Raw genomic sequence first — 24,152 nt, forward strand, 5'->3', positions numbered from 1 at the left:
ACAAACTCTTAAGGGGGATTAGCTCAGCTGGCTAGAGCACCTGCCTTGCACGCAGGGGGTCGACGGTTCGAATCCGTCATTCTCCACAAAAAAGAAGAGAGTCGTAATGTTATCTGGCATTGCGACTCTCTTTTTATACCCTCTTTCTACTCCTAAACTCATTAAGTTTCTGTTTAAGCATTTAATTTTATTATCTTAGGAAAGGATATTCAAATACGAGCCCACATACCCAATTCTTGATTCCCTTTATTAAGTGTCTGAAAATAAATCAGATAGTTGGAATAAAACTCTCCCTTTGTCGTCTGTCTCTACATTTGACCTGCATTTATTTCCCAAATTCTCTCAGAAATAATTCCATAAAATCTGATTATCAAATTATTAGAGTTGTTGTCGAACTCCCACTCTTTTTCTATTATTATAGAACGACAACTTTTCCCTAAAATTTATCCCCTCTTTCTCTTCTCTATCCCTTTGTTTGCATCACTTTTTTCATGTAATTTTACGGCTATCAATCGTACCTTAGTGGAATTAAAACTGAAGTCTGCAGCCCGACGCAATGCCTCAGAGATGGCTATCAATCGTACCTTAGTGGAATTAAAACTCAAGAGGTATGATAGACTCAGACATCACCGCCGTTCTATCAATCGTACCTTAGTGGAATTAAAACCAAATATAAACACTATTTTTCAATCAGACAAATGGACCTATCAATCGTACCTTAGTGGAATTAAAACGCTGCTGATTTTTGTCAAGGATATAGCGGTGTGGCTATCAATCGTACCTTAGTGGAATTAAAACACATGCGGAAACCACAATCTATTTGAGATGCGATGCTATCAATCGTACCTTAGTGGAATTAAAACGCTAAGGTGCAAAACACTAATCAATTGAGCATCGAGCTATCAATCGTACCTTAGTGGAATTAAAACGTTGTTTCGAGGATGCGATTAGTACGCGTCGGAGACCTATCAATCGTACCTTAGTGGAATTAAAACTTGACTTCAACCCGTCCGATCCCCTCAATAGCCTCTATCAATCGTACCTTAGTGGAATTAAAACATGCAAAAGATACGGTAACGAGGACAGCGGATGCTCTATCAATCGTACCTTAGTGGAATTAAAACCGAATCATCAACGACTACGGCATGCAGAAGAAGCACGCTATCAATCGTACCTTAGTGGAATTAAAACACATCGAGAGCAACGACAGGACGGACTATTTGTCTCTATCAATCGTACCTTAGTGGAATTAAAACATCTTGTTGCGACTGTTTAGTTGATAAATCATTGTTCTATCAATCGTACCTTAGTGGAATTAAAACATATGATAGAAATTCCCAAGAAATTCCTCTACGAGACTATCAATCGTACCTTAGTGGAATTAAAACCACGTATTCAGACGGATCTATTTGAGATATATTAAACTATCAATCGTACCTTAGTGGAATTAAAACATGTGAGTGTCTGGAGAGCTTTGAGGTATCACAATAATCTATCAATCGTACCTTAGTGGAATTAAAACAGCATATTATCACAACAAGATAAACAACTTGGAGATCTATCAATCGTACCTTAGTGGAATTAAAACACTACGGATTAAACGATACACAAATAGCAGGCATTCTCTATCAATCGTACCTTAGTGGAATTAAAACGGATTATAGCGAATAGAATCGCCAGGCATAACATCCCTATCAATCGTACCTTAGTGGAATTAAAACAACATATACCACACTTGTTCATCTTGTGTGTCCTCTCTATCAATCGTACCTTAGTGGAATTAAAACTGAATTTTTCGGGAGGAATAGGATGAGAAGAAGAAACTATCAATCGTACCTTAGTGGAATTAAAACATCCTCGGTGGTGTGGGCGACAGGCGAGTACGAGAGCTATCAATCGTACCTTAGTGGAATTAAAACCAGCACGGCGACAAGGACACTACACCCGCTATCGAGCCTATCAATCGTACCTTAGTGGAATTAAAACCAGAGTCAGTATCTGTCGTAGTGAGTAATGCCTCTAACTATCAATCGTACCTTAGTGGAATTAAAACAGAACTCTACTACAAATTCGGAGGCGGAGAGGGCGACCTATCAATCGTACCTTAGTGGAATTAAAACCTTCGAGAGTGTCGTACGCTACCTGCGTCTGTTGTCTATCAATCGTACCTTAGTGGAATTAAAACCAGCCTTGATGATTTTAGCTCTTTCTTCGAGATTGTCTATCAATCGTACCTTAGTGGAATTAAAACCGAGCAAGGAGTGATAACGCAGGAGACTGACGTTGCCTATCAATCGTACCTTAGTGGAATTAAAACCACTATTGCGTAACGGTATAGAGACTCTGTTAAAGCCTATCAATCGTACCTTAGTGGAATTAAAACAGCATCCTTTATTTTGAAAGGTTTTAGACACATTTTCTATCAATCGTACCTTAGTGGAATTAAAACATAATATACCTCAAGGTTGGAGCCTGATTAGGGACTATCAATCGTACCTTAGTGGAATTAAAACACGATGCGGATTTGCCACCAACGTTACCGAGAGGATCTATCAATCGTACCTTAGTGGAATTAAAACAAACTATTCGGTATTCGACCATCGAATTGTGATATTCTATCAATCGTACCTTAGTGGAATTAAAACCTGGGGGGCGTCGGTCGCCTCCGCCATCGGCACGGCTCTATCAATCGTACCTTAGTGGAATTAAAACAGCTGTATGGCTTGAAGGCAAAGGGGGAGATAACGACTATCAATCGTACCTTAGTGGAATTAAAACGTGCAGATAAGCACACATCCAAATGTGCTGCACATTCTATCAATCGTACCTTAGTGGAATTAAAACGAGCGAATGCAACGGCAAGAGCAAGCTGGGGCAGTCTATCAATCGTACCTTAGTGGAATTAAAACATACCTAGGAAATCTTCAATAGCCATATTATAGGACTATCAATCGTACCTTAGTGGAATTAAAACTGAGACGATAGTACGCACATGCTGCTTGCTTCCCACTATCAATCGTACCTTAGTGGAATTAAAACCATCTGGTAAAACTATAAAAAAACAGATGCTGAAAGTCCTATCAATCGTACCTTAGTGGAATTAAAACTTCGAAGCAGCGATAGATAATATTTATTCAAAAATACTATCAATCGTACCTTAGTGGAATTAAAACATGTTATCCAGAAGGAGTCTACCATTTCTTCTAAACTATCAATCGTACCTTAGTGGAATTAAAACGGTTGCTGACTCTTCGTGTGAATAGTTATCCTTTCACTATCAATCGTACCTTAGTGGAATTAAAACGCTCTACTAAAAATAGAGCGTTATCATAATATACGACTATCAATCGTACCTTAGTATCTTCGCTGTTGTTTGTTAGCGTATTTGCTTTGATTGTTTCAAGCTTCTCTTCTACTCGACAAACTAATGTATTCTCTTCATCTTCTACTTCGACATAGAAGATATTGTAGTCTTGTATCTTGTTCAAAAAGCGTTCATATTCTTCTCTTTGCTCTTCTGTTAAACTACTGTCGAAATCTTGCTCAAAATCTTCATCAAAAAGAAATCTGAAGAAATTATGACCTGATTGAGCTTCGAGTTCTATATACTCTCTGAAAGAAATCTCATGAGTGTTTACTTGTTGTTCGTAGCTCTCTCTTAGAACTTCAATCTTGCTGCTGTTAATAGTTTTCATTGCTGTTTTTAGGTTTTACTTTGTGTTTTATCTTTATACTGCAAACATACACCTATTTTCTGAACTACACAATAGGAAATTCAGAAAATATATTGATTTAACTTTATTTAATACACTTATGTTCTGTACTCATTATTATATAGTAGTATATTTGCAGCATGGAAGACGAAATTGTACAGCTCAGAATAAAAGAGATACTGAAAGAGCGAGGAATGCAGGCAAAAGACCTTGCGGAGGCTCTCGGAAAAAGTCGCTCATATATTAGCGATGTGATGAATTGCAAGAAAGGAATATCTATATCCTCTCTCACAGATATTGCTCGTGCTCTTGATGTTGAGTTTCGGGATTTATTTGCGTACACGCGTAAAAGCGAAGTGATTGGAATCGTGAGGGTAAACGATGAGACTTACACAATAAACAGTATAGAGGATATTAAGAGGCTTACAGAAAGCCTTTAATGTTTTGCTATAAATCGAACCTTAGTGGAATCAAGACCGAAATTAAACACTTAGAATACAGTGGGCTTTTTGGGAAATAACAGTACTCGCTTGGCATACCGTAAGATCTGCCAGCGAGTCATTTTTTTATAAAAAAATCAGAACAATAAAAACAGGGGCGAAAGTACAACACTCTCGCCCCTGTTCTATAATAGCCCAATCTGGAAGTCTGTTCAGAAAGGTCTCTTAGGTATTCTTGCCTTGCCTGTTGCGCCTGTCAGGGCGGTTTTAATCTTCTTCTTGAGGTCTTCTACCTTTATCGTCCACTCCGGCTTGAGGTGTGCATAGGTGATGCTTATCCAATCTTCTACAGCTCTGCATACAAGATATTCATGTATAAGTGTTTGCAGTAGATTTGCTGTTGTGATGGAGAATTTATCGTAGACATTCATTGTTACATGATAAGACTCCGGAACATGGAACTCATTAGTATATTCGCTCTTGTCGTCCACTTCATCTTTTGTTATTCTGTAAAGTAGCTCGACAACTTCATCAAAAGCAAGATTCAAGACCCTTGTAACTCTGTCGATGTTTCCATCTTGAGCAACATCTATAGTCATGTGTCTTGCGTTTTCTATCTCTTCGCCAATTACCTGCCCCTGAACATAGCAATAATTAGAGATGTCGTACAACAGAGCCTCACGACCGAAGCAGTATTGCAGCTTCTTCTTCCCTGCCTGTATCTCTAAATCACGGGGTATGTATATATGATAGCTCATTGTTATTATGACCTCACGGGTCTTTTTCTCTGATGTATAGATCTGATAAGGTTGTATACGTTCTCTTGAGACTTCGCGAGATACGTTGCAGAACCTTCTCTGTTTGTAATGTCAAACCAATCTGCTATTGATTTGTTAACTATGTACTGATGCGCCTCTGTTGCGATTGTGTTGGCAGAGGCGGAGTTATAATTTTCAGGCATAGAGAGAGCCAGAGTGATATTGCTACTTGAAGAAATCAGGTTGTTTGAAGCAGTTGAGCTGCTATCTTCAATGTATTCAGATAGTATTGATCTGAGTTTGTTATAGTGATCTCCGATACTTCTAAGTATTTGATTTAGTTCTTCTTCGTCATTGTTGGCCTGCATATATGCAGCTTTGTCATGATTCCCATCGTCTCTCTTCGATCTACCTGTCAAAAATGTTTTGTTCTGTATGTCATAGATCATCTCTGAGATGTGTAGTGTAATCGTTAGATTTTTTCGTGCCATTTTATTCTGTTTTATATTGATACTCGTTTTGGCTTTGCTCTGTAATATATGAGAGCCTTAATTTCTTTGAGTTGCCCAAGTGCTTGTTGTACGTAAGAAGAAGCAACATTCTCTTCTTTTGTCATTGTGAGCCATCTGCTTGATATAGAGTTGATAAAGTAAGAATATATAGATGTCTCTATGCTGCTTCTTAGGTTTGTGTCGAAGTTCGACGGCATAGAGAGCGTGAGTGTGTAGTTGCTTGAAAGATCCACTTTCGATGTTGCCTTTTGAGTGCTAACTGCTTTAATGTACTCTTTAACCACTTGCGTTATCTCATCGCAAGTGCTGACCCAGAATGTCTCAAGCATCAGCCTGTCTGCATCAGATGTAGATACTTTTTCGTATGTGCTTTCGTCGTTCTTCGCTATATAAGATGTCGTCTTCGAGACCTCTTCATAGACAGACCTCTTTTTTATTGTTATGCTTATCTCTTTCATTATTCGTTATTCGTTGTTGTCTGCTTTCGATAGTTCAACGAGTTTGTCCTCTATTGTTTTAACCTTGACAGTTTGATCCTCAAACTGTACGCTTTGCAGTCGAGGAGCACAGTACGGAAGAATTGCGACAAACGTTCTGCAATAATTCACTTCATCGAGAGCGTTCATTCTCTGTATAAATGTTTTCATGTTATTATCAACAAAGTCCTTTATCATAAGACGAACCTCTCTTGTGATAACATTTTCAGATCCTTTTTGTCTCCCTCCTCTTCTGACGCCTTTTTGTTTCGTCTCTTTGCTATTATCCATCTCTCGATTAAATACTTACGAGTTTAATATCTGCAACACTTCTACAAATATCGTATCGTACTTTCGCTCTTAGATTACAGATATTAAATTCATATAAGTATATGTTACCAATCGCAATTGGAGCCGGAATGTCCGTTCTTGGAAGTGTCCTCGGTGGCGTCCTTCAGGCAAATGAGATGAGAAAAGCGCAACAAGATCTTGAAAGCAGAAAGCAAGCGAATAAAGATCTGTTCGATAGAAGGTACAATGAGGATGCAACTCAGAGAGCATCTGCTCTCAGAATGATCAACATGGCTTCTGACGCTATCCGCAACAGATCTAACAGGTCGGCAGGGGCTCAGGCTGTAACGGGCGCAACGAATGAAGCAATAGCGCTTGAGAAGGAGACCGCCAACAAGGCTATGACAGATGTCGTTTCTGACATTGTGGCGCAAAACGATTATAGAAAAGATGCGCTTGAAAGAGCCTTCTTAAATAGAGATGAGGCGTTCAATGCTCAGGTCGCTCAGATGAAACTCCAGAGAGCGCAAGGTGTTGCTGATGCTGTGAGAGGTGTCATGAGCGCCGGTGCTTCTTTTGCTGCCAATCCGCTCTTGTCGAAAGGAGGAAAGCAATGAGAACGATAGACGCAATAAGCAAAAGAAGAACATCGGTCCGGCAGGATTCCGGCACTGAACCCAAGCAAAGAACTGCGATCTCAGCCCCGACACTTCAACCCATATCTACTGCTCCGGCAGTTTTGCCAAAGGTGGAATCAGATGTTGTTGTGAAAGCTCCAAGCACAAAGATGTCCTACCAGGATGCTATAGATATATTAAATCAAAACCACGAAAAGAAGGAAGAAGAGATTGCAAAAAGAGAGGGCAGGAATATGCTGCTTGCTTCAATAGGCGATGGCATATCTGCTCTATCTAATCTCTTCTTTGCATCTAAAGGAGCATATAGTACATACGATCCTCGTAATAGCCTCTCCGGAGCTCTACAACAGAGATATGATAAATTGAAAGCTGAAAGGGATAGAAATAGAGATGCCTATATCAACTATTCTTTGAGAGCTCGCCACTTCGACGATCAGAGAGCAGATCAGGATAGACGCTACAATCTTGCTACACAAAGAGAAAAACGAGATGCACAAGAGCAAGACGAGAGAATGAAAAGGGACAGAGAAAACCAAATAAACAGGGCTGCCCTTGATTATTACAAGATAAACGCAGCCAAATCGGACGCTGGCAGAAAGGAAGTGGAGGCTGCTTATCAGAAAGATCTATCGCAGAGTCAGATAGACAGAAACAGGGCGGCAGCGTCAAGCAGCAGGGCGTCTGCCGCTAATAGCCTGGCAAGTGCGGAGAAACACAAAAAGGGTAAGACGATATCTATCCCGATAGACGGAGAGATTGTTGATATTGAGGCAGGTAGGATCAATTCTGCGACAATCGGGAAAGGTTTTGCAGACTTAGGTCTCAGCGATGAAAGAGAGGTCAGGTCTACACGAGAGAATCCATATCAGGGCAAGACGACCACCGTATCTCGAAAAAAACTTACAGACGACGAAAAGCTTGTACACATTATAAATGAAGCAAACAATGGAAATGAGAGGGCGAGAGAGTTTGTGTACACTCTTGCCGGGAAAACAAAACCTAAAGCAACATGGAAATGGTGAAAGCGCAAGATAAAGAACTGAAGAGAATATATCAAACGCTGTCGAAGAATTTCGATGGCATAGGATCTGAAGATGAGTTCAAGAAGAGAATGCAAGATGAGGGTAGCCGAAGGAAAGTCTTCGACTACCTTAAAAGCATAGACGGTAGTCTGAAAGACTTCGATGCCTTTTCTGATAGTATAATATCGCGTCCGTCTTTTGGTCGGAGGGTGTCTAATCGGTGGTTTGAAGAGGAAGAGCTTTTCTCTCAACGAAGAGGGGCCGTTCCAGTCTCAGAAGAAAAAGAAGAGCGCCGATCTTCAGGCGGCAATGCTCCCATAAGGCGATTTGACGAAGGATTTATGCAAGGAGGAAGAGCTCTTATACAAGGTGGGAAAGCTCTTGCTGGAGAAACTGCGAATCTATTTACCGGATCAAGCCGTGATGCCTCTGAGGCTATCAAGGTGTTGAATGATTTTGATGCTATTGGAATAGACATAGACAGCTACGAAAAATCTTTGGGTGCCAAATTAAAGTATAGAGACCATCTGTACAGCAATGCGCATAAAAAATGGGAGGATCTGTCTAAAAAAGATAGAGGCTTTATATCTGAGGCTTTGTGGCGCATCAGCAACCCGGAGCCACAGAGATACCAATATAACAAGGAAGATAATAAGGGCGCCATTAAAGCTCTGAGGAAGGCAATAGAAGAGTCCGGAGGGGACAAGAAGAAAGCTGTCGAACTGCTATCCAAGTGGTCTGAAGACAAAACATGGGGGGATAAGATTATATCAGAAGCGGGCAAAGAGCTTTCAGAGCAGAGACCGGTAGAGGGCGCTGCTTGGTTTGGCAATCTCCTTCCTCAGATGGTGCCAAATATAGCAGCTGTTGCAAGTTCATTACATCCTGCCACGAGACCTCTCGCAAGACCACTTGCGCAGATAGGAATGGGCGGTATGACTGCCTCTGCAGCAGGACAAGCAATGGCGGAAGCCAGACAATATAGCGAGCAGGAAGGAAAGAAAATAAGCGATGGAGATATTTGGAAGTCCGGTATCACATCCGGAGCCATTGAGTATGCAACGGAGAAGATCCCTCTTGATTATTTCTTTGGATGGTTAAAGAAGCCCGGAGTCAAAAACAGCATAGGAAATGCCGTCGGTAAGGTTGTTGCGGATAATCCTGCGGCACGGCAAGAGATGTCTAAGCTTGCAGCAAAGGCAGGCAGAGAGCTTGGAGCGGATGCTTTAGGGAAGAAGACATTGCTTCAACTCGCCAAAGATTCAAGTGTAGAAGGTTTGAGTGAATTTACTGCGGAAAGCCTTGGAACATTTGTTCCTGTGATATACCAAAACCCGGAAGACTATCCCACACTCAACGAGGCGCTACGCAATGGATTTGAAGGAGCAAAAGCAGGTCTTTTCATGGGTGGCGTTATTGGGGGGCCTAATAGGATAGCATCCAACTATGTCAACAAAAAGAGACGACAAGCACAGGGAGAGGTGCATGTGGTGGAGTCTAAGGATGGGAAGATATCGGAAGTCTTAGGGGTTGACAAGGATAATAATTTGATTGTTCAGGATGCTGATGGCAACCAATCTTCTCTATCACATGGCGATATTGCAGACTATGCCTCCATACCCTTTGAGCAATTCAGCAAAGGATTTTCCGATCAGGTAAATAATATTGCAGAGAAGAGCAGAGAAGAGGGGTATAGCATAGAAGATCCTACTCAGAAAAATCAAGCAAAGATGCTCTATGATAAGAGCAGAGAAGGAGTAGAGTCTATTTGGGGAGGAGATCCGGATGAGGAGCTGTTGAAATATGGCAATACGCCTGCAGAGCAATTGCAATCATTGAGTGAATCGGGAGCAGACGAGAAGACCATACAGGCAGTATCCGACTATATCAATGCTCGATCCGCATACGAAGGTATGATTGATAAAGTCATAGAGAGTGTAGACCTGAAGATTGCTCAAGACAGAGAGACGATTCAGTCTAATGCCAATAAAGATGGTAACGTATATTCCGCAAAAATACACGGAAGAGATGAGACTGAGTACTATATCGTTGGTGGGGACATTCATCTACTCGAAGACGGCAGCGGAGATGTAGATAAAGAAAGCAGCAGCGGAAGCGTTGTTGTTAAAGATTCATCAACAGGAGCGCTTGAGATGGTCTCTATAGATCAGCTTTCAGGCGTACAATCTACGCCCATTGAAGATCTCCTTTCAAAGCTTGAAACAACTGTTCGACAGAATGAAATGCAAAGGCTTGCGGGAGAGATAGATGGAGATCTGCCTTTCAATCCCGGAGATGTGTATGAGATAGATGGACCGGATGGCAGTACAAGTTCTGTGCAAATTCTTCAAAGCAATCCGGATGGATCTGTTGTTGTTTCTGATGGACACAATCAAGAGGTTGCCAAACGAGAGGATGTGCAGGCGCTTGTTGATCTGAAGAAGAGAAACGACCTATTCGGAAGAGCAAAAGACGAGGGCAATGAATCCCGGATGCAATACGAGCCGGGGAATGTTGTACGGCTCGGTGATGGAATTGAGGGGGAAGTCGTTCGTGGAGAAGATGCGGATGGCAATATACTTGTAAGAGTAGAGAAAGATGGGCAAGAGTCGGTCATTCAGCACCCATCAAAAGACATCGGAACGACTGATGTAAAAGATTCTGCCAATGATGTTTATATCCCTGATAAGATCGAAAATGAATCTGACTCAGAAGAACAAAATAAGATAAAGCCTCCTGTTGATAAAAATGGAAATATAGATTATGACTCCATTGGTGATGCGCAGATGTACGCAGATGCTCTTGTGTCTGAATTTCCGGACGACGTATCTCTGCAGTCCGAGATTATCAATGATGAGGTGGATAGGATTCAAGCGCAGATAGATCATATTTCTTCTCCTGAACAATCGAAAGGGAAAAGGAGGATTGAGATAGAGAGAGAAAAGAAAGCCTTGAAGGAGAGACTCCGAATGCTCAAACAAGCAGAGGAACTTCTTAATCCTAAAGATATTCAAGAGGATGAGACATCTGTTAGTGTTGCAGAAAATATAGATGCCTCGGAAGACAAACAGCAAGGCGATAATGAATTAGAGGATGAAGTTCCTGTTTCTTCTTTTATAGAAGAGATGAGGGAGAGCATAGATACCAATCCCTCCGAGGCGCAGAAAGAAGCCGGCAACTATAAGAAGGGACATGTCAAGGTGGATGGATTTTCTATTACAATAGAGAACCCTAAGAATAGTGAGAGAAGCGGAAAAGACAAAGATGGAGTGGCATGGAGCGTAACCATGCGAAATGACTATGGATATATACTTGGAACCAAGGGCAAAGATGGAGACCATATAGACATATTCTTGTCCGACTCGCCGGAGGAGGGGTCTGTCTTTGTTGTAGACCAAATAAAAGAAGACGGCTCTTTTGATGAACACAAGGTAATGTATGGCTTCTCCGGTATAGAGGAAGCCAAGGCAGCATACTTATCCAACTATTCACCCGGATGGAAAGGTCTTGGCAATATAACAGAAGTTTCTAAAGAGAATTTTAAGAAGTGGATAAAGTCATCCAAAAGAAAGACCAAGCCGTTTGCGGAGTACTCTTCTATGAACAGGGAGGAGAAAAATCCGGACTATCTAAACGAGTTGGAAGAGTTCAGAAAACAGACGGACACGAGCGGACGGACGAAGATAGACGAGGCAGCATACGATTCTGAAGAGTTGTACGCTCCTTTATTGGTTGATGGGATGCCGTCAAAATTGGCTGTATTAACGGCGGTATCAGACAATATAACAGACCCGGCTATTCAGATTGCCGTCTATGACTATTCTGACGAAATAGATGAAAAGACAAATGAGGGATGGCAGAAATGGGCAGACCTTTCAGATGAGTATAATAGTGGAACCAAAGCCCCCGACAAGGCAATAGAACGAGGAGATACAGGCTCATTGGGCTTTAGAACGGTAGATGCTGCTTTGGAGTTTGCAGATTGGTTTGAAAAGAAAAAGGCTGGCAGCATCCTGTTTAGAGAGGGTCAGACGAATGTTTATTCCGACGAGGAGTGGAGCATAATATCTAAAGCAAAGGACGAGGGGATATTTATGCTTGCTCCCAATGGCAATCCTACAAATCTCAATGAAAATCAGTGGGTGCAAGTTCGTACCAAAGCTTTCAAAGATTGGTTTGGAGATTGGGAAAAGGTTGCGAGGGTTGAGAAGTTGCGCAAGAGCAGTCCTGTGTCAATATCAGGCACGGAAATAGAGGCGAGCAAAGATCTCAAGCAATACAAGAAGAACGCGTTTGAGTACGGCAAAAGCTTGCAGGGCGTCTATGTCAACCGGGACACAGGCAAGAAGATAAGCTTACAGCGAGGTCGCAAGCGAGGTGGTCTCAATGAGGTCTTGCAGCATGATTACAAGGACACCGAACACCTCCAGAGCATAGCGGCAATTCCAGGTATCATTGAGAATGCCATCTATATTGACAGCGCAGACAACACGGATAGAAAGGTCAATGCTCAATCATTCGACTATTATATTGTAGGGATACAGATCGGAAGCGTTGATTACACCGTTCGTGCGGTTGTAGTTAACACCAAGAGCGGTGAAACTTACTATGATCACAAGTTGTCAAGTATTGAAAAAGGAAAGCTCCTTGACCTGATAGCAAGACAAGGAGCCTACAACAGCGATTTTGGCACAACGCCCGACACGAAGTCTACTATCACTGATCTTTCTAAGGTCAAAGATACAAAACTTGTTTCTCTTTTGCAAACCAACACCTCAAAGGTTGTCGACGAAAATGGAGAGCCAATGGTGGTGTATCATGGAACATTATCGAAAAGTCTGACAGAGTTCAGCAAAGATTTTATAGGCAGTCGTTATAGCTTTGATGATAAAGGGTTCTTCTTTATCAGTAGCAAGAAAATCGCGGAAGATTATGCGACATCAGAGTTTGATTCTTCTAAAAAGGGAGAAGTTGTTGATGCCTATGTGGAGCTGAAGACTCCACTAATAATCGATGATAATTGGTGCAGGAAAAACGGACTTGGCAAAAACATATTCAAAGATTATGATGTAATAGGTTTTTGGGATAGTTACCAATCTTTAATTATAGAAGAGTCTGAAAACAATGATGGTGTGATCATTTATGATGGGAAGTCCTCTATGGTTGTTGCTTTTGAACCTAACCAAATCAAGTCTGCCTCAGAGAATGTCGGTACATTCTATTCTGAAAATCCAAGCATACTATTCAGAGAAAGCGATACGCCGCTAAGAGAGTCTGAGGAAGATATCTTCGCGAGAGGTCAATTATCTGATAATATTCCTGAAGACTTCGCCTCTGTACACTTCGCCTACGAACCCGGACTTAGACACATATATGCTAACCCGGAGGCGTACGACAAGTTGGAGGCGATGTATAAAGAGAATGGCGGATATTTGGAAGAAGGGTGGGAATATGAGTTCTCTCCTGAAGATTTTACCCTGAAGAAAGGGTATGTGTGCTGCAAATCTTCAAATGAGTATGAGTATCCTGCTATGATCCCAGGAGCCGGTGATGACAGCTATTGCGTATTCTTCGAGGGTGAAGAGGTCGCAAGGATATATGATGGTGTCGTGGCAAAGGTTGGCAAACTGCTTGATGTCTGGAAAAGGCAAAAGGGAGGGAGCTACGAAAAGATGGGTGTGCAAAAATCTGACTATTCGCAAGGCGGCAACCTTAAACAGATCAATGAGCGATTTAATGATGATTTATTCAATTTGACGGAAGAGAACGCCGGTAGAGTAATCTTATCGCTTGGAACTCCCAATGCAGTACTGAAGAGCGTTGGAATAAAGGACATGCCAATCCGTCTATATGGTGGTAAGGTGATAAAGAAAGCTAAGAAGCACGGCTATAAAGCAATCGATTTAAGGGACCTTCCTCAAGCTATGTCTGATCCGATTTTTATTTTCAAAGGAAGTCAGGAGAACAGTTTTGCGATCCTAACGGAATTGACCATTGGGAATAATAGTATTCTCATAAGCTTGTCTATAGGTAAGGGAGGTGCCGATGTTGATTTTAACATAGTTTCATCCATATATGGCAAGGAGAATAATAATGTTCTTTCTTGGCTCACAAACGACAGAGCTTTGTATATAAACAAGAAGAAAGCTCTTGATTATATTGCCAGCGCTTCCGCTCCAATTGCGGATGCTAAACATAATAACCAAGAGCTTATCTCTGCCACAAAGGTAATAAAAGAATTTGAAAACCCAAGCACAGGAGATAAGGATGTTAGGCTTAGAGATGCAGATGGTGCGAATAAGGGCATCGGTAACGGCACTGAGCGAATCGAACAAGCGGTAAAAGATCTTGCCGAAAAGCTCGGAGAAAATATACGAATCGTCAAAGATGTAAGAGAGATCGAGAATAGAAACAAAGGAATAGAAGCTCGCATGCGAGGCTCAAAAGGATGGTATGATTTGTCTTCAGGGGAAGTCGTACTACTGCTTGAAAACGCCACAAGCGAGGCAGATGCAAGGGCTACTGTTTTTCATGAGGTGGTTGGTCATAAAGGTTTGAGAGAGTTGTTCGGTGATGATTTTGATGCTTTCCTTGATAGGGTTTATAGTCAAGTCTCTGTCAAATCAAGAGAGCGCATCAACGAGAAAGCAAAGGAAAAAGGATGGGACTTCCGCGTGGCAACAGAAGAGTATATGGCAGAACTCGCAGAAAGAGGTTTCTCCGATAATGAGGAGCATTCTTTTTGGAGGAAGGTGAAAAATCTGTTCATGAAACTTTTAGACAAGGCGAGTGTTAAACTTGGATTCTCTTTGACGGACGACGATCTCAGGTATATCCTGTGGAGGAGTTATAAGAAGATGACCGATAAGAGCTTGCTTGCGGAGGCAGATAATGTCTCTATGAAAAACAAACTCGGCATAGGTGCTTTCAGAGAAAAAGGTAGAATACCGGAAAATAATTACCGAGACGAAGAGAAACCTGTAACCGGAGTGGCGAGAGAGTATTACGAAGAGAAAGTAAAAGGTTTCGGATATAAGATGATGGAGGGATATGTGGATCATTCAAGGGGTCTGTTGAAGTTTCAGGAGGCTCTTGAGAAAGAGCATGGCAAGCCAATCGAGGCTCACGAAAACGCCTATCTCGGTCTTAACAGGTTGAGCAGCGTTAATACTTTTGATATGGAGGATTATATGCTTAACTATTTCAAACCTCTCATGAAAAGCGTTGCCGATGTTTCCGATAAGAGCAAAAGCGGATATAATGATCTTTGTAACTACCTCATCGCAAAGCATGGTCTTGAGCGCAATGAATATATGGCAGAAAAGAAAGCTGTAGAGGCATTGTTCAAGGGTAAAGATGTAGATTCGGAGTTGGCAAGAAAAACAAAAGAGAGCTTCTTGAATGAGAAGGAGGCTCTAAAGAAGAAGCTTGAAGACAGAGAGATTTCTACGGCAGAGTTCAGAAGAGATCTTGAAGACTTGAGGCATAGATACCTCCCAAGGTATAGGAGATATAGAGCTATGGACCACTCAGGATTGTCGGCCTTAACCGGCGACCCTGTGAATTTTGAGTCGTTATCCAAAGAACTTGTTTCGGAGTACGAGAAGGGACGAGAGTCGGAAATACAAGGATTATGGGATAAGATTAGGTCTGCGACAGGCGAGACTCTGAAGAAAGCATATCATAGCGGTCTGATCAGTCGTCAGCAGTATGAGCATATAAGTGGGATGTATCAGTAAGTTATTATTATCCACATTACTGTCCTAGAGGGCGACCAAATCGGAATACCTCGACCCTGTCTCACAAGCAAACACAAATAGGTTTCGGATAATTACAGACAGCCCTTTAAGATCAAGGTTGTACAAACGCTCTATCTCATCATCGGACGAAGCAACCGTTGTAACCTCCTCAATGCCCATCTTGTAGTCCGAGTAGTCTCTGCGGGCATCATATCCATCACGCTTGAGGCGATTTAAGGTTGAGATGATTGCTTGTATTATTTTGACGACCGTGTTGTGTCTAAGCTCATAGTTCTGCCGCACAAAATAAAAGAATGCTTTGACCAGCAGATAGCTGAAATCACTATTATTCACCTCCGTACCTATATAGGCTTCGAGGTATTTGGCGGTGTTGCGCAGCGTGCTTTTCATGCTCGCTGCGCACCTTCTTTGCGAGGAGGAGATATTCAAATAAGTATATCTGTCAGAAAATCAAAATAATAAGTCTTCATAAATAGGAAAGGGATTACGACTTGTCAACGAGCGAACTTCTTTCATTAATGATGATTACTATGTGCCGATATAATAGAAATAGAATCTATGTTTCAGATCAGCAACAGACAACGATTAAATCTTTCAAGGTTCTACTTGCAGGGTGTGGCATAGGAAGTAATATAGCCGAGGCTCTACTGCGCCTCGGCTTTGAGACAATTACGCTAGTTGATTGAGATATTGTTCAAGAGAGTAATCTAAAGCGCCCAAATTATATGCTTTAGCTTTTTTAGTATATAAAATTGTATGCCCGTATATATAAAGAGTTATATTTACGTAGTAAAACAAGAGGAGATGAGAATAAAGGATGTCTTAAAAGAAAAAGGTATGACCTATCAGATTCTTGCAGATGCAATGGAGGTGTCTTTGCAATCTGTCAAGAGGATGCTTAACGCAGAATCCATTACAACCACAACAGCCGAGAGAATAGCCAAAGCAGTCGGGGTGCCTGTGTGGGAGCTTTTTGTTAAAAGGGAGGAAGTTATAGGAGAAGATCTGATGGCACTTGTCTCCCATAAAGGGAACTACTATAAAGCGGAAACAATATCGGAGCTTGAAAATATAGTAGAGTCAATAAAAAGCGATAACGGGCTTGTAGAAAGCCTTTAATATCTCTATATTTGCGACAAATCAAATCTTGAGAAGAATCAAAATTCCTGTTAGTTGATCTCTTTGTTGATTTGTCCTTTGATTTATCAATCGTACCTTAGTGGCAAAATATAAAGGATATTGGCTATATATGTTGTTCTATCAATTGTACATTAATGATTTGAAAGAATAGAGAGAATTAATCTCTAATTACTTGACAGCATAATGTTATCCTTGAGGAAAGATGATATTTGATTTTTTGCACAGATAAGTCAGGTCAAGAAAAATTTTATGGATTTTCTTTTCTACCTTTGTACTCTTCTAATTACAAGGATTTTGAACAAAAGATAAAGGGAAATATGAGCAATTATCTCAGTAGTGATAGAAAAAAAGTAACAACTCACAGACTGCTGGAAATGAAACAGAGGGGAGAGAAGATAAGCATGCTTACAGCTTATGACTTCTCTTTCGGTGGATTGATAGATGAGTCGGGCATGGATGTTATTCTTGTTGGGGATTCTGCCTCTAATGTCATGGCTGGGAATGTTACTACTCTTCCTATTACATTGGATCAGATGATTTATCATGGTAAGAGTGTGATGAAAGCTGTAAAGCGTGCTCTCGTTGTTGTAGATCTTCCGTTTGGCTCTTATCAAGGAAATTCAAAGGAGGCATTGCACTCTGCTATACGTGTGATGAAAGAGACGCATGCCGATGCTATTAAGATGGAAGGCGGTTCAGAGATTACCGAGTCTGTTCAGAGAATTTTGTCGGCGGGTATTCCAATAATGGGACACCTGGGACTTACTCCTCAGAGCATAAATAAATTTGGCACGTATGCTGTTCGAGCAAGAGAAGAAGCCGAAGCCGAAAAGCTTCTTGCTGATGCGAAACTTTTGGAAGAATTGGGATGCTTTGCTCTTGTGTTGGAAAAGATTCCGGCACAACTTGCCAAACAAGTTGCAGAGAGTGTAATGATCCCCGTTATTGGCATTGGAGCAGGTGCCGGAGTAGATGGACAAGTACTTGTTATGCACGATATGCTGGGAATATCTCAAGGGTTTTCACCAAGATTCCTTCGTCGCTATGCCAAACTTAATGAAGTTATTCATGAAGCATTGAAAGCTTATATTAAAGATGTGAAAAGCGGAAACTTCCCTAATGAGAATGAGCAGTATTAACTGTCTATAGAAGTAGATTGATGGTAGATTTTATTACGATTTGTGACTATCTAGGCACATTTGCTTTTGCTATATCCGGTATCCGATTGGCTTCTGCGAAGAAGTTTGACTGGTTTGGTGCCTATGTTGTAGGTTTTGTTACTGCGGTGGGTGGTGGTACCGTTCGAGATCTTTTTTTGGGTGTAACACCTTTCTGGATGATACAAGAGTCATATCTTATTATCTCTTTTGTGGCTTTGCTTTTTACCGCAATTTTCAAAAAATATCTGGTCCGTATGCAGAATACGGTTTTTCTTTTTGATGCCATAGGGCTGGGATTATTTGTTGTGGTTGGTGTTGATAAAACATTGGATTTGGGTTTCCCATATTGGGTTGCCATTATCATGGGAACTATCACCGGCTTTTTTGGTGGAATGACTCGTGATATCCTTATAAATGAGATCCCTCTCGTTTTTAGAAAGGATATTTATGCTCTCGCATGTGTCTTAGGTGGGCTTATTTATACAATTTTGGTGAGTATAGGTGTGAACTTAGGGCTTACCCAGTTGTTGTCTGCTCTTAGCGTAATTGTGTGTCGTGTTCTTTGTGCTTGGTTTAACATCAGCCTTCCTGTACTAAAAGGGGCAGAAGAACAGGAGCAGAACAAAGACCATCCGGATAAAACACCTTTTATATAATGCTGTATAGAAGCCAATTCTGATCACTCAAGAGTTGAAATAAAGTTGTATCTTTGTTTCCTATCATTCGGGAGGATAACTTCCGATAAGTGTTTTGCTTTTGAGTCTCTAAAGAAAAAAGAATAAAAAGATGCAAGTTGGTTTCAATAAACCATCAGTATTGCTTATTTATACAGGTGGAACTATCGGTATGATAGAGAATAGTGAAACTGGGCTTTTAGAAGCTTTTGACTTTCACTACTTGGAGGCACAGGTCCCGGAGTTAAAGCGTTTTGGATATAATATTTCATCCGTCTCTTTTGATCCTCCATTGGATTCTTCTTCAATGGAGCAATTCTCATGGATAGAAATAGCCAAAGTTATAGAGAAGAACTATGACATTTATGATGGCTTTGTAGTATTGCATGGAACAGACACGATGGCTTATACTGCATCTGCTCTTTCTTTTATGTTGGATGATTTGGCTAAGCCTGTGATATTGACAGGGTCTCAGCTGCCAATAGGGAAGTTGAGGACGGATGGTAAGGAAAATCTTATAACATCAATAGAAATAGCTGCTGCTAAAAGGGATAATGGATTGCCTTATATTCAGGAAGTTTGTGTCTTTTTTGAAAACAAATTGATGCGAGGAAATCGAACAACCAAAATTTCAACGGATCATTTTAATGCTTTTGACACACCGAATTTTCCTCCTCTTGCTGATGTCGGAATAAATATACACTATTCAAAGGCAGTAAGAAGTGCAAGTTTATTGCCATTGAATGCACCATTAAAGATTTCAACATCAATGGATGCCAATGTTGTTGCACTAAAGCTTTTCCCAGGAATAACTCCCATTGTAATCGATCAAATACTGAGCATCCCAAACCTTAAGGGCGTTGTCATGGAAACTTTTGGCAGTGGTAATGCTCCTACTCATGAGTGGTTCTTATCGGCCTTACGTAATGCGATAGAAACGCGAGATATTGTCATTGTAAATGTTACCCAATGTATTATGGGGGCTGTTGAAATGCGTCGCTATAAAACGGGAAATGAACTTTCAGAAGCAGGGGTTATAAGTGGAACAGATCTCACCTTTGAAGCTGCTCTATGTAAGTTAATGTATCTCTTGGGTAAAGGACTCCCTATGGATGCGGTTAGGAAACTTATGCAGGAGCCATTAAAAGGGGAAATAAGTTTGGATTGACGAAGCAAACTTAGGAGAGATAATAGCATTAAGGTGAAACAATCAGCTGACTATATTACATTTTTTAGCATAGGAAGTGGCAGCAGTGGAAATTGTTACTTCTTCTCGTATTTTGGAACATCTTTACTCATAGATGCCGGGCTTAGAGGACGAACGATCGCAGATGCTTTGAAAGACAAGGGCATAGATCCGACCTCTCTATCCGGAATCTTGGTGACACACGATCATGCTGATCATGTGCGCGGAGTAGGAAGTATTGCTACGAGATATCATATGCCTATTTACGCTACAAGAAAAGTAATGCATGCTCTAATCACAAGTAGATATATCCAAGAAGATATTACAGGGTATTTGAAACCGATTGATCTGAATAAGGCCTTGGAAATAGGGTCTATTAAGGTTCATGCTATTCCCATCCCACACGATAGCACGGACAATATTGGCTATATGATAGAGACTCCCGTAGGAGTGTTTACTTTGATGACGGACATAGGAGATGTTACACCGGAAGTTGAGGGTGCTATAAGACAAAGTAACTTCCTTGTGTTTGAAAGCAACTATGACGAAGAGATGTTGAAAGGAGGCAAATATCCTCAATTCTTAAAGGAGCGTATCACCTGTGGTACAGGACACCTTAGCAATACGAAAAGTGCTGAATGCCTTGCTTGTAATTATCACTTGGATATGACTTTTATAGCTCTCTGTCATTTAAGCAAAGATAATAATCATCCGGATCTTGCATACAAGTTTGTAGAGCATCGCTTGTTTAGAGAAGGAATAAGAGTGGGTAAAGATTTAGAACTAATGGTGCTCAAGAGGAGCATTCCTTCCGAAAAGCTTTTCTTGCGTCGTGGAGAACTTCCCATTAGAATCTTATGACCCAAAAAGAATAGTACCTTTGTTTTTAGTTAATGTGAGAAAATGAAGCATTTCCAAGAGTATATAGTTTTTCTGTTGGGTATCCTTGCTCTGATCTTTTGCGGTGGTGGCTTATCGGCTCAGACTGTTGCAGAAGTTTTTATTGACGCTCCGGAATCCGCTTTCCCCGTGCTTTCCTTGAATAACAAGAAAGATCTAATAGATCGTTATGAAGCAAGGAAGGAGAAAGAAGAAGTAGATTTGGAGGTAGAAAATGAATTTAATGGTAAAAGTAGACTCCTTTATCTGAGTGATGTGAGAATGGTTGTTGTACTGGATAAGCACTCTAAGATAGAGCTTTGTATGCTTCCGGTAAAGGGGCAAAAAGATCCTTTGATTGCTGTTATCAGAACATCTTTAATTTCTCCTGAGCATTCGGTTTTGTCTTTTTATGATGTGTCTTGGAAGAAAAAAGATAAAACTCTTCATGAGCCATCATATTCTTTTGAAACATTCATAAAGAACAGTTCTTCTAAAGCTACGACACAGGGCAAGCTCGTAATGTCTCAGCTTGCATCCATCACAAATCTTCTTACTTTTATAGAAGATGAAAGAGGGAAAGTTGGTCTTTCTGTACATCTTACGGGTATAGATGATTCTTCTCTTGAGAGTGAGGAGAGTGTGAGAAGCCTATTGAAAAGCGAAAAAATAACATTTTGGTGGAATAATAAGAAGTTTTTATAGAATAGAAATAGCGACAACATATGCAGAAGAAAGCTTTAGTTTATACCATAGTTGTAGTGGCTGCCATAGCTTTGGGAGTGGCAGGTTTTATCCTTCTGAGACAAAATAATGAGCTCAAGGAGTTCAAAGAGCAGATGATACTGGATAGACAACTTCTTGAAGAGGAGTTTAACGATCTATCTATGCAGTATGAAGGATATAAATTCACAGTGAGTAATGACTCCCTACTGAAAAAACTTGAGGGTGAGCAAGCAAAAGTACAGCGCTTGATGGAAGAGTTGAAAACCGTTAAGAGCAATAATGCAAAACGGATTGGAGAACTCAAGAAGGAGTTGGAAACACTCCGAAAGATCATGCGACACTATGTACAGCAGATAGACTCGTTGAACAAAGCAAATACGGAGCTTAAAGAGGAGAATACTAGAGTCCGTCAGCAGATATCTCAGGTAACTACTACTGCTCAGAGACTTCAAGCCGAGAAGACTGCCCTGAATGAGCAGGTTCAAAGGGCTAGTAAGCTTAGTGTTTCGTATATTTCAGTCTCTTTATTGGATAAGAGAGGTAAAGAGACCAAAAAGATAAAGAAAGCAGCTCAAATCCGTGTTGTTGCAAATATAGATCGTAACGTAACGGCAGAAGTAGGAGAGAAGATCCTCTATGTTCGTATTTTGAAGCCTGACGGAGAAATACTGACTCTGCATGATGGCACTTTTGCTTATGAAAATGGAATGCTTGAATATTCTATCAAAAGAACTATTGAGTATGATGGTGAACCGGTTCAGGTAACTCTGTTTTGGGATATCAGTGAATATCTCTTGGAGGGTAATTATAGGGCAGATATCTTTTCGGATGGTCATTTGATAGGTAAGAAAGCATTTAGAATAGAGTAAAACATTTTCTTATGGAAGTATTTGATGGAGGATGGGGATTTTTTCTCATCTGTATAGTATCCCTTGTTACTATATCTAATCCTTTGGCTGTTATGCCGTTTTATCTTTCTCTTACAAATGGGTTAACCCAAAAGGCTAAGGGGCGAGTTATCGTAAAGGCTATAACAGCTTCTATTGTAACACTCTTGTTTTTTGCATTTCTTGGACCTCTTATTTTTAAGGTCTTTGGAATATCCATAGATGGCTTTCGTATTATTGGAGGAATTATCTTTTTTAATCTGGGATATGCAATGATGAACGATGCCGGCAGTAGGAGAAACTCTAAGCTTGTTGAAGATCACGATACGGAAAAGCAGGAGGATACCGATAATATCTCTATAATTCCATTAGCCATTCCTATTTTGTGTGGTCCCGGCATGATGACCAACGGAATTTTACTCCGAGAAGAGGCCGATACTAATGGAAAGGTAATAATATTGGTGGCGACCATCATATTGTTTTATATTTCGGCGGGTCTGATTTTAAGAACATCAGAACGCATAACTGTTTGGCTCGGAGAAACCGGTAATAAAGTTCTTTCTCGAATTATGGGCTTGATATTGATGGTGATAGCTGCGGAATTTATTATAACAGGTGTTAAGCCGATTTTGACTGAAATTATTAGAACAGCTGTTGGCAGCTGATTTTTTGAATAGAGTTTTATGCAAGAGTTTAAGAATATTCTCCCCACAGAAAAAGAGCATCCGAAGACCCCATGTTATGTTATGGAGGAGGAGAAGCTACGTTATAATCTTTCCCTCATACAAGATGTTGCCCAAAGAAGTAGAGCAGAAATAATATTGGCATTCAAGGCTTTTGCTCTTTGGAAATCTTTTCCAATATTTCGAGAGTATATCAAATCAAGCACCGCAAGTTCCATATTTGAGGCTCGGATGGGGTATGAATATATGGGATCCCCTACATATACTTTTGCTCCTGCATACAAAGAGGATGAGTTTGATGAGATTTTGAAGTATAGCGATCATATTGTCTTTAACTCTCTATCTCAGTTTCAAAAATTTTATCCTCTTGTGCAAAGCTATGGAGGAACACACTCTTGTGGTATTCGTATCAACCCGGAATATTCTACGGTAGGGACCGATTTATATAATCCTTGTGCTCCGGGTTCACGATTGGGTGTATTATCTTCTCAGTTGCCTCAAGAACTTCCCGAAGGTATAGACGGCTTTCATTTTCATTCGCATTGTGAGAGTAATTCTTATGATTTAGAAGAGACTCTAAAGCATGTGGAGGAGAAGTTTGGAAAATATCTTCCCGAATTAAAGTGGCTTAATATGGGAGGAGGACACTTGATGACTCATGCGGAGTATGATGTTGAACATTTGATTACACTGCTGCAAAGATTCAAAGAAAAATATCCGAATCTAACGCTTATTTTAGAGCCGGGAAGTGCTTTTGCATGGCAGACCGGCTATCTGAAGACTCAAGTATTGGATATTGTCGAAAATAGCGGAATAAAAACTCTTATCATAGATGGTTCTTTCACTGCTCACATGCCGGATTGTCTTGAAATGCCGTATCAGCCACGTGTTCGTGGAGCGGAGATCGGGGCATTTCCGGAGAAAGGATATGTGTATAGAATAGGAGGCAACAGCTGTTTGAGTGGAGATTTTATAGGAGATTGGACCTTTCCTCAGGAAGTTAAGATTGGAGACATTGTCTTGTTCGAGGACATGATTCATTATACTACTGTAAAGACGACAATGTTTAATGGTATTCCTCATCCAAGTATTGCTATTAAGCATACAGATGGCACGTTTGAGATTTATCGCTCATACGGATATGAAGATTACTTGAATAGGATGTGTTAGGCAGTTAAGAAGATATTAAAGGCAAAAAGGGATAGAG

General features: G+C 40.7%; 19 protein-coding genes, 1 tRNA gene and 1 CRISPR repeat array. Of the genes, 15 read left to right on the forward strand and 5 right to left on the reverse strand.

Annotation, left to right across the window (positions count from 1 at the left end; all coding sequences use genetic code 11):
- Window positions 1-12: 12 nt before the first annotated feature.
- Window positions 13-86, forward strand: a tRNA-Ala gene (locus HQ29_RS02495).
- Between the two features lie 419 nt (window positions 87-505).
- Window positions 506-3,304: direct repeats of the CRISPR family, unit length 30 nt; unit sequence CTATCAATCGTACCTTAGTGGAATTAAAAC.
- 549 nt (window positions 3,305-3,853) lie between these two features.
- Complete coding sequence (locus tag HQ29_RS02500) at window positions 3,854-4,153, forward strand: helix-turn-helix domain-containing protein (RefSeq protein WP_036867354.1); 300 nt, start codon at window positions 3,854-3,856, stop codon at window positions 4,151-4,153.
- Window positions 4,154-4,365: 212 nt separating this feature from the next.
- Here HQ29_RS02500 and HQ29_RS02505 read toward each other — a convergent pair whose 3' ends face one another.
- From HQ29_RS02505 to HQ29_RS02520, 4 genes are read right to left on the reverse strand one after another with little or no spacing between them, the layout of a single operon-like run.
- The gene (locus HQ29_RS02505; RefSeq protein WP_052089718.1) at window positions 4,366-4,911 is read right to left on the reverse strand and encodes a hypothetical protein; all 546 of its coding nucleotides are present in this window, start codon (window positions 4,909-4,911) and stop codon (window positions 4,366-4,368) included.
- Between the two features lie 5 nt (window positions 4,912-4,916).
- A complete protein-coding gene (locus HQ29_RS02510) occupies window positions 4,917-5,402 on the reverse strand; it encodes a hypothetical protein (protein WP_036864660.1) in 486 nt (161 codons plus the stop codon).
- Window positions 5,403-5,413: 11 nt separating this feature from the next.
- Window positions 5,414-5,881 carry a hypothetical protein gene (locus HQ29_RS02515; protein ID WP_036867356.1) on the reverse strand — a complete coding sequence of 156 codons (468 nt, stop codon included), beginning with the start codon at window positions 5,879-5,881 and terminating at the stop codon, window positions 5,414-5,416.
- Between the two features lie 6 nt (window positions 5,882-5,887).
- On the reverse strand, window positions 5,888-6,190 hold the full coding sequence (locus tag HQ29_RS02520; RefSeq protein WP_036867358.1) for a hypothetical protein: 303 nt from the start codon (window positions 6,188-6,190) through the stop codon (window positions 5,888-5,890).
- 101 nt (window positions 6,191-6,291) lie between these two features.
- Here HQ29_RS02520 and HQ29_RS02525 point away from each other — a divergent pair, with 101 nt between their 5' ends.
- From HQ29_RS02525 to HQ29_RS02535, 3 genes are read left to right on the forward strand one after another with little or no spacing between them, the layout of a single operon-like run.
- On the forward strand, window positions 6,292-6,807 hold the full coding sequence (locus tag HQ29_RS02525) for a hypothetical protein (protein WP_052079496.1): 516 nt from the start codon (window positions 6,292-6,294) through the stop codon (window positions 6,805-6,807).
- Complete coding sequence (locus tag HQ29_RS02530) at window positions 6,804-7,850, forward strand: hypothetical protein (protein ID WP_036867360.1); 1,047 nt, start codon at window positions 6,804-6,806, stop codon at window positions 7,848-7,850. The genes HQ29_RS02525 and HQ29_RS02530 overlap by 4 nt, the downstream gene beginning before the upstream one ends.
- The gene (locus HQ29_RS02535; RefSeq protein ID WP_036867362.1) at window positions 7,838-15,589 is read left to right on the forward strand and encodes an ADP-ribosyltransferase-containing protein; all 7,752 of its coding nucleotides are present in this window, start codon (window positions 7,838-7,840) and stop codon (window positions 15,587-15,589) included. Before HQ29_RS02530 ends, HQ29_RS02535 begins: the two co-directional genes overlap by 13 nt.
- A gap of 24 nt (window positions 15,590-15,613) precedes the next feature.
- On the opposite strand, the gene HQ29_RS02540 is transcribed toward HQ29_RS02535, so the two are convergent.
- Window positions 15,614-16,039 (reverse strand): phage integrase SAM-like domain-containing protein, encoded by a 426-nt coding sequence (locus tag HQ29_RS02540; RefSeq protein ID WP_316931420.1) that lies wholly within the window; start codon window positions 16,037-16,039, stop codon window positions 15,614-15,616.
- Between the two features lie 101 nt (window positions 16,040-16,140).
- On the opposite strand from HQ29_RS02540, the gene HQ29_RS10070 reads away from it, so the two are divergent.
- From HQ29_RS10070 to nspC, 10 genes are all read left to right on the forward strand, one after another.
- Window positions 16,141-16,296 carry a ThiF family adenylyltransferase gene (locus HQ29_RS10070; protein ID WP_081964543.1) on the forward strand — a complete coding sequence of 52 codons (156 nt, stop codon included), beginning with the start codon at window positions 16,141-16,143 and terminating at the stop codon, window positions 16,294-16,296.
- A 70-nt stretch (window positions 16,297-16,366) separates the two neighbouring features.
- Complete coding sequence (locus HQ29_RS02545) at window positions 16,367-16,729, forward strand: helix-turn-helix transcriptional regulator (protein WP_052089720.1); 363 nt, start codon at window positions 16,367-16,369, stop codon at window positions 16,727-16,729.
- Window positions 16,730-17,067: 338 nt separating this feature from the next.
- The gene (panB, locus tag HQ29_RS02550) at window positions 17,068-17,889 is read left to right on the forward strand and encodes a 3-methyl-2-oxobutanoate hydroxymethyltransferase (RefSeq protein WP_036864666.1); all 822 of its coding nucleotides are present in this window, start codon (window positions 17,068-17,070) and stop codon (window positions 17,887-17,889) included.
- A gap of 20 nt (window positions 17,890-17,909) precedes the next feature.
- Window positions 17,910-18,566, forward strand: a complete 657-nt coding sequence (locus HQ29_RS02555) for a trimeric intracellular cation channel family protein (protein ID WP_036790452.1) — start codon at window positions 17,910-17,912, stop codon at window positions 18,564-18,566.
- 130 nt (window positions 18,567-18,696) lie between these two features.
- Window positions 18,697-19,752, forward strand: a complete 1,056-nt coding sequence (locus tag HQ29_RS02560) for an asparaginase (protein WP_036867363.1) — start codon at window positions 18,697-18,699, stop codon at window positions 19,750-19,752.
- Between the two features lie 33 nt (window positions 19,753-19,785).
- On the forward strand, window positions 19,786-20,631 hold the full coding sequence (locus HQ29_RS02565; RefSeq protein WP_235317647.1) for an MBL fold metallo-hydrolase: 846 nt from the start codon (window positions 19,786-19,788) through the stop codon (window positions 20,629-20,631).
- A 42-nt stretch (window positions 20,632-20,673) separates the two neighbouring features.
- Window positions 20,674-21,354, forward strand: coding sequence for a DUF3256 family protein (locus tag HQ29_RS02570; RefSeq protein WP_036790447.1), 681 nt, complete (start codon window positions 20,674-20,676; stop codon window positions 21,352-21,354).
- A 20-nt stretch (window positions 21,355-21,374) separates the two neighbouring features.
- Window positions 21,375-22,244, forward strand: coding sequence for a hypothetical protein (locus tag HQ29_RS02575; protein ID WP_036867366.1), 870 nt, complete (start codon window positions 21,375-21,377; stop codon window positions 22,242-22,244).
- A gap of 11 nt (window positions 22,245-22,255) precedes the next feature.
- The gene (locus HQ29_RS02580) at window positions 22,256-22,927 is read left to right on the forward strand and encodes a MarC family protein (protein WP_036867367.1); all 672 of its coding nucleotides are present in this window, start codon (window positions 22,256-22,258) and stop codon (window positions 22,925-22,927) included.
- Window positions 22,928-22,945: 18 nt separating this feature from the next.
- Window positions 22,946-24,115, forward strand: coding sequence for a carboxynorspermidine decarboxylase (gene nspC, locus HQ29_RS02585; protein ID WP_052089722.1), 1,170 nt, complete (start codon window positions 22,946-22,948; stop codon window positions 24,113-24,115).
- Window positions 24,116-24,152: the final 37 nt, after the last annotated feature.

Source organism: Porphyromonas canoris (assembly GCF_000765975.1).
GTDB lineage: Bacteria > Bacteroidota > Bacteroidia > Bacteroidales > Porphyromonadaceae > Porphyromonas_A > Porphyromonas_A canoris.